General features: G+C 51.1%; 8 protein-coding genes. 7 read left to right on the forward strand and 1 reads right to left on the reverse strand.

Translation table 11 applies throughout. The features are described 5' to 3' along the window. From D6877_RS05020 to D6877_RS05050, 7 genes are all read left to right on the forward strand, one after another. A partial coding sequence (locus tag D6877_RS05020; protein WP_178083638.1) for a bile acid:sodium symporter occupies positions 1 to 278 on the forward strand: 278 nt, incomplete at its 5' end. A 425-nt stretch (positions 279 to 703) separates the two neighbouring features. After that, positions 704 to 2,041 carry a saccharopine dehydrogenase C-terminal domain-containing protein gene (locus D6877_RS05025; protein ID WP_130910055.1) on the forward strand — a complete coding sequence of 446 codons (1,338 nt, stop codon included), beginning with the start codon at positions 704 to 706 and terminating at the stop codon, positions 2,039 to 2,041. A gap of 41 nt (positions 2,042 to 2,082) precedes the next feature. Continuing rightward, the gene (locus tag D6877_RS05030; protein WP_130910056.1) at positions 2,083 to 2,805 is read left to right on the forward strand and encodes a hypothetical protein; all 723 of its coding nucleotides are present in this window, start codon (positions 2,083 to 2,085) and stop codon (positions 2,803 to 2,805) included. Positions 2,806 to 2,831: 26 nt separating this feature from the next. Beyond that, on the forward strand, positions 2,832 to 3,545 hold the full coding sequence (locus tag D6877_RS05035; RefSeq protein ID WP_241662851.1) for a hypothetical protein: 714 nt from the start codon (positions 2,832 to 2,834) through the stop codon (positions 3,543 to 3,545). Between the two features lie 14 nt (positions 3,546 to 3,559). Next, positions 3,560 to 3,898, forward strand: coding sequence for a hypothetical protein (locus D6877_RS05040; protein WP_130910061.1), 339 nt, complete (start codon positions 3,560 to 3,562; stop codon positions 3,896 to 3,898). Positions 3,899 to 3,915: 17 nt separating this feature from the next. Then, a complete protein-coding gene (locus D6877_RS05045) occupies positions 3,916 to 4,080 on the forward strand; it encodes a rubredoxin (RefSeq protein ID WP_130910057.1) in 165 nt (54 codons plus the stop codon). Positions 4,081 to 4,154: 74 nt separating this feature from the next. Next, positions 4,155 to 4,358 (forward strand): hypothetical protein, encoded by a 204-nt coding sequence (locus D6877_RS05050; RefSeq protein WP_130910058.1) that lies wholly within the window; start codon positions 4,155 to 4,157, stop codon positions 4,356 to 4,358. 70 nt (positions 4,359 to 4,428) lie between these two features. On the opposite strand, the gene D6877_RS05055 is transcribed toward D6877_RS05050, so the two are convergent. Beyond that, positions 4,429 to 5,034 carry a response regulator transcription factor gene (locus tag D6877_RS05055; protein ID WP_130910059.1) on the reverse strand — a complete coding sequence of 202 codons (606 nt, stop codon included), beginning with the start codon at positions 5,032 to 5,034 and terminating at the stop codon, positions 4,429 to 4,431. Between the last annotated feature and the right edge of the window lie 20 nt (positions 5,035 to 5,054).

Genomic DNA, 5,054 nt, shown 5'->3' on the forward strand with positions numbered 1-5,054 from the left:
TGCTGACGTTGGTTCTGGTGGCATCAATTCTGTTGAGCAAAGCGTTCGGCTTCAACCAGGAAGACCGCATCACCATTCTGTTCTGCGGCTCGAAAAAGAGCTTGGCCACCGGCGTGCCGATGGCGCAGGTACTGTTTGCCGGCAGCACTATCGGCGTGCTGATTCTGCCGCTGATGCTGTTTCACCAGATTCAGCTAATGGTCTGCGCCGTGCTGGCGCAGCGCTATGCCAAGCGGCCGGAGTCGGTGCCGGAGCTGATGGCGCAGGTTGACCCTTAGTCCAGAGCACATGTGTGGACATAACGAATCGAAGCATCGCAGCTCCAGCGGCTACCGAGGTGAGGTTGTTCACGGAAGTGATGCAACGGTCTTATCGGGTTTAATTGATTTTTATCAATTAGTTAGTGATTGTCAGGTTTGAGAACAAGCATTTTGTCCGCGAAAAACGCTCAAAAATATTCTTGTTTTGGGGTTGCCATGCCGCAGTCGGCTGTTTAGGATCCAATCTTCGCAAGCATGGATACCGGGCATGAAGCTTGGTACTACGAGAGTTATAAGGACATCGTCTTCGCAGACATCAACCTATAGTGGTCAGTCGCAGACTCAGCGATTATCGACTGCCGAGTGTCGATAGTTTTTGCAATATTGGTACTTCGCGACCGCGCGCCTGTATGTGAATAGGATTTACGTAAAGGACTCTACGTATGCAAACTATAAGTCGGATTGTCATTGTCGGATTTGGTAGCATTGCCCAGGCCTTGCTGCCCCTGATTAATGAACGTTTTCAGGTCGATGTTGTAATCTTTGATAAAGATCTGGACGTCTCCAAACAGGCCATTGCGCAAGAATATTCAGCGACTTTGATAAAGAAACTGATTACCCCGCATAACTTTGAAGAGGTTATAGGGCCTTTTCTGAATGACCAGGTTTTTTTGTTGAATCTGGCTGTTTCGGTCTCCACTCAATCATTGATAATGTTGGCTCAGAGGCACGATGCACTGTATTTGGATACTTGCATCGAACCTTGGGAATACACAGCCGAAGTCGAATCAGGCCTGACCAGCAATTTTGCTTTGCGGGAGGGTCTCAAGCGTTTTACAAAACAGCAACGCCCTGATGGTGCAACGGCTGTTGTCGCTCACGGTGCCAATCCGGGATTCATTTCCGTGTTGCTGAAAAAAGCATTGACGCAAATGGCCGCGGTCAATGACGTTGCTTATAAAACCGGGGATCGCGAAGATTGGGCTGAACTGGCCGAGCGCTTGGGTATCAGGGTCATCCAGATATCCGAGCGCGATACTCAAGTCTGCGGAGATCAGCGTCCGGAACAGCACTTCATGTGCACTTGGTCGGTGGACGGTTTGATTACCGAATGCCTGCAGCCAGCAGAACTGGGCTGGGGCAGTCATGAGGTCAGATTGCCTGAAGCGGCGATTCGCAACGATTACGCGATAGCCATGAGTGAGCAAGGGCGTGAGGTCAGAGTCAGAAGCTGGTCTCCGAACTATCTGGACTTTTCCGGTTACCTGTTGACCCACAATGAGTCGCTGTCGATTGCCGAATATCTGAACGTAGGCGATGGCGATAACCCCCGCTATCGCCCTACCGTTTATTACGCATACCACCCCTGTGATCAGGCCGTGGCTTCAATGTCCCTGCTGGACAATGGAAATGAACAGCGGGTGTTAACCAAGGAGGTACTAAAAGACGGCATTGTTTCCGGTATCGATGAACTGGGCGTGTTTCTGATCAGTGACAAGTATCCGTCAGTGTGGATGGGCTCGAATCTGTCCATTGGCAAGGCACGCAAGATGGCCAAATACAACAGCGCCACGAGTCTGCAGGTGGTGTCCAGTATTGTCGCTGGAATGGCGTGGGCGCAGGCCAATCCTCGGGCCGGAATTCTGGAAAGTGAATATCTGGACTGGGAGTTCATCTACGGAATCGTTGAAAAGTACTGGCAGCCGATTGTTTTTCAGCAGACCGAATGGCGACCGGATGCCGCCACTGATGCACTGTTGTTTGGCAATTTTCTGGTCTGAGTGTTTTCCAGGTTCTTGTTCAATCTATCAAGGAAGAATGTATGTCGATGGCAACCGGCGCGATCACGCGCACCACTCCCGATGCTTCCGCAGTCTTGTCTGGATTCAGCTTTCCCGCAGTGGAACTGAACGAGTCGGAGCGCGAGGAATGGAGGGAGATATTTTTCGATTCGGTAATCACAGAATATGACGCGCGCCGGTTGTACTGGTATCTGGAAGGTAATTATCCAGAGGTCTTCAAATCCCTCGAAGACGTGCTCAATCCTTGGTTGAAAGATGAAATTGACCATGCCTACGGTTTTGCGCTTATTTATGCTTCGTATTCGGCTATTCCTTTTGATGAAGTTTCACTGAGTGTTGAGCTGCGCAAGCCGGACTTCAGCATTGTCGATAACATTGCGGCTGATCCGCTAAAGCTGTTGGTGACTCTTGCTTATGACGAGATCATCACGACGCACGTTTATCATCGCAGCATCGCAAGCTACGATAACTTCAATTCGGAACAGTTGTCGGCATGGATACGTAAAACCAAAAAAGACGAAGTAACGCACTTCTTCGCCTTCGTAAAAAAAGCCAGGGAATTGTATCCGCGAAGAATTCAGGAAGTGCCTGCGATACTCGAGGAGATTTTTCAAATTGATTTCGAGAAGCCCAGTTACACCGGAACATTCGTTTTGGATCATAACGCGCCGGATTTCCCGATTTCCCGGCAGGAAATCAAGGACATGATTATTCCGGCAATTGTAAAAAAATTCAGTGAATGACTGCATGAAATCGGGAGAGAAATAGCATGGAAGCGGCTTTCTTGAAAAAGCGTAACTGGAGTTCAAGGGCTATTTTCGAAGATGTCGCTACCAGTGGATGGATCAATCCTGGCATCGATCAGTCTTTTAAGGCGTTTTTTATGGCCGATCTTGTGTCTGAATACGACTCTGTGAATCTCTATAATTTTTTGTACACCCGGCGTAGAGAATTTTCCCCTTATTTCGTTCAGTACCTGGATTTCTGGTATGCCGATGAGCGCAATCACGCGGACGGATTCTTCGAGCTGAACCGGCTGGTCTTTGGCGCTGACGAACGTGAACTCATCAATTACCTGAAAGGTCGTGTTGGCGATTTCACAGGGCTTGAAGACATACTTGCCAGTGAATTCAATCTGCTCCTGTTATTCGCTTACGACGAATACGTTTCGGTGAAAACGTACAAGAAAGACACCTTTTACCAGGACTTCGGCCATCCCGGATTCAACTTGTGGATCAAGAACCTGATCGCCGACGAAGCCATTCATTTTGGCAATGCGATAAAAATTTTAAAGACCTTTCACGCCGATAAGCTTGATCGGGCGGAGAGCATACTGCGAAAAATTGGTGGCTTTGAAGGTGCAGAGTACAAAAACACGTTTCTGTTTGACCACGATGGCCCACATTTTCAGTTGGACAGCGACGAAGTAGGCGAAATTGTTATCAATGAAATCCTGTCAATCCTGCAGAAGAGATCTTTGTGAAAAAAGAACATTACATAATCATCGCTCTTTTGCTGATGGTCTTTGGCGAGATACTGACAATCTACAGTGAGGTCTACGCCTCCAAGCTTCCGGGCAAGGTCATGGAAACCCCCGGCATGTTCATCAAACCGATGTTCTTGATATGCATAGCCGGGATCAGTTTGGTTCTGGCTTATTGGCTCGGCTATCAAGGTACCGGGAATATCTGGGTGGTAACGGTCGCTTCATTGACGTTGTTGCTGGTGCTGGAGCCTATTGTGATCTACGCCATGCTCCGCGAGTTGCCGCAACGCGGCGCATTGATTGGCTTCATCCTTGGCGCTGCCGGCCTGATTTCAACCGTCGCACTTTAAACAGAAGGAGATTGATGATGTTGACGCAAGAACAGACTAAAACCTGCACCGTTTGCGGTTACGAATACGATCCGGCGACCGGAGATCCGGAAAACGGAATTGCGCCCGGTACGGCCTGGCAAGACGTTCATGAAGACTGGCTATGCCCGGACTGCCAAATGCCCAAAGCAGATTTTGCGTGATTGGCGCGATTAGCCGAGTGGCTCCTCTGGCCCGTTGAATCTTTACAGGCAGGCGAAACAGGCCTGTCTGAATCATGCTGGAACCTGCGGCATCAACCCAGGACATCGAGTCACGCAATTACAACGCCGCCGGTGCGGTCACCTCCAGATACAGCGACAACGCCACCACGCCGTCGGTCAGCACGTTGGTCAAACCCTGGGGCGACGGCTGCCTTTACTACGCCTGTGTTCAATGCTTGAGCCAAGGCGACATTGCTGGCTTTACCACTCACCAGTGACGCGATCTATACCGATCGCCAGTAAGCCAATCAGGCCAATATCCAAGAGCCGGGGCTGCACGGCTGAGCCTCAGAATCCTGCGGAAAACTTTACTGCCGCGGCCGCCCGCGTCGGCACATCCAGCGTACGCAACAACGAGGACACATGGATGCGTACCGTGAACGGGGAGATATCCAGTTCACGAGCGATTTCCTTGTTGGTTTTGCCTTGCGCGATCAAACGCAGCACGTCTTGTTGACGCGGCGTCAGCGTCGTCGCAGTTTCCAGCGGCAACAGGCCGGACGGCGCTGACTTCACCAGCACTTCACCATTGCGGATCGCCAGAATCGCCTGGCCGATTTCATCCGGCGCAATGTTCTTGCCGATAAAACCGTCAATGCCCGCCGCCATGACTTCACTGATCAGCGCTTGATCGTCGACCATCGACACCACGATCAGCGTGGTGCGCGGCAATCGTTGGCGCAAGTCGGCGAGCTGGCTGATGCAGGTCAGCCCGGGAAAACGCAGATCGAGCATCAACGTGTCCGGCTCGTTATCCAGCGCCAACAGCCCCAGCACAGCGTCGAAGTCGCCGGCTTCTTCGGTATCCGCACTCGGCAGCAAGCGCTGCACAGTGCGCAACATCGCTTCGCGAAACAGTGGGTGATCGTCGGCTATGATGATCCGGCACGTCATGATGCGACCCTCCCTGGGTC

The sequence above is a fragment of the Pseudomonas sp. Sample_9 genome (assembly GCF_004307535.1).
Classification (GTDB): domain Bacteria; phylum Pseudomonadota; class Gammaproteobacteria; order Pseudomonadales; family Pseudomonadaceae; genus Aquipseudomonas; species Aquipseudomonas mercuritolerans.

What these genes read in the sequence shown, in the direction of transcription:
- D6877_RS05025 (WP_130910055.1), top strand. Translation starts at nt 704, where the DNA reads ATGCAAACTATAAGTCGGATTGTCATTGTCGGATTTGGTAGCATTGCC.
- D6877_RS05055 (WP_130910059.1), bottom strand. Translation starts at nt 5,034, where the DNA reads ATGACGTGCCGGATCATCATAGCCGACGATCACCCACTGTTTCGCGAA.
- D6877_RS05035 (WP_241662851.1), top strand. Translation starts at nt 2,832, where the DNA reads ATGGAAGCGGCTTTCTTGAAAAAGCGTAACTGGAGTTCAAGGGCTATT.
- D6877_RS05050 (WP_130910058.1), top strand. Translation starts at nt 4,155, where the DNA reads ATGCTGGAACCTGCGGCATCAACCCAGGACATCGAGTCACGCAATTAC.
- D6877_RS05030 (WP_130910056.1), top strand. Translation starts at nt 2,083, where the DNA reads ATGTCGATGGCAACCGGCGCGATCACGCGCACCACTCCCGATGCTTCC.
- D6877_RS05045 (WP_130910057.1), top strand. Translation starts at nt 3,916, where the DNA reads ATGTTGACGCAAGAACAGACTAAAACCTGCACCGTTTGCGGTTACGAA.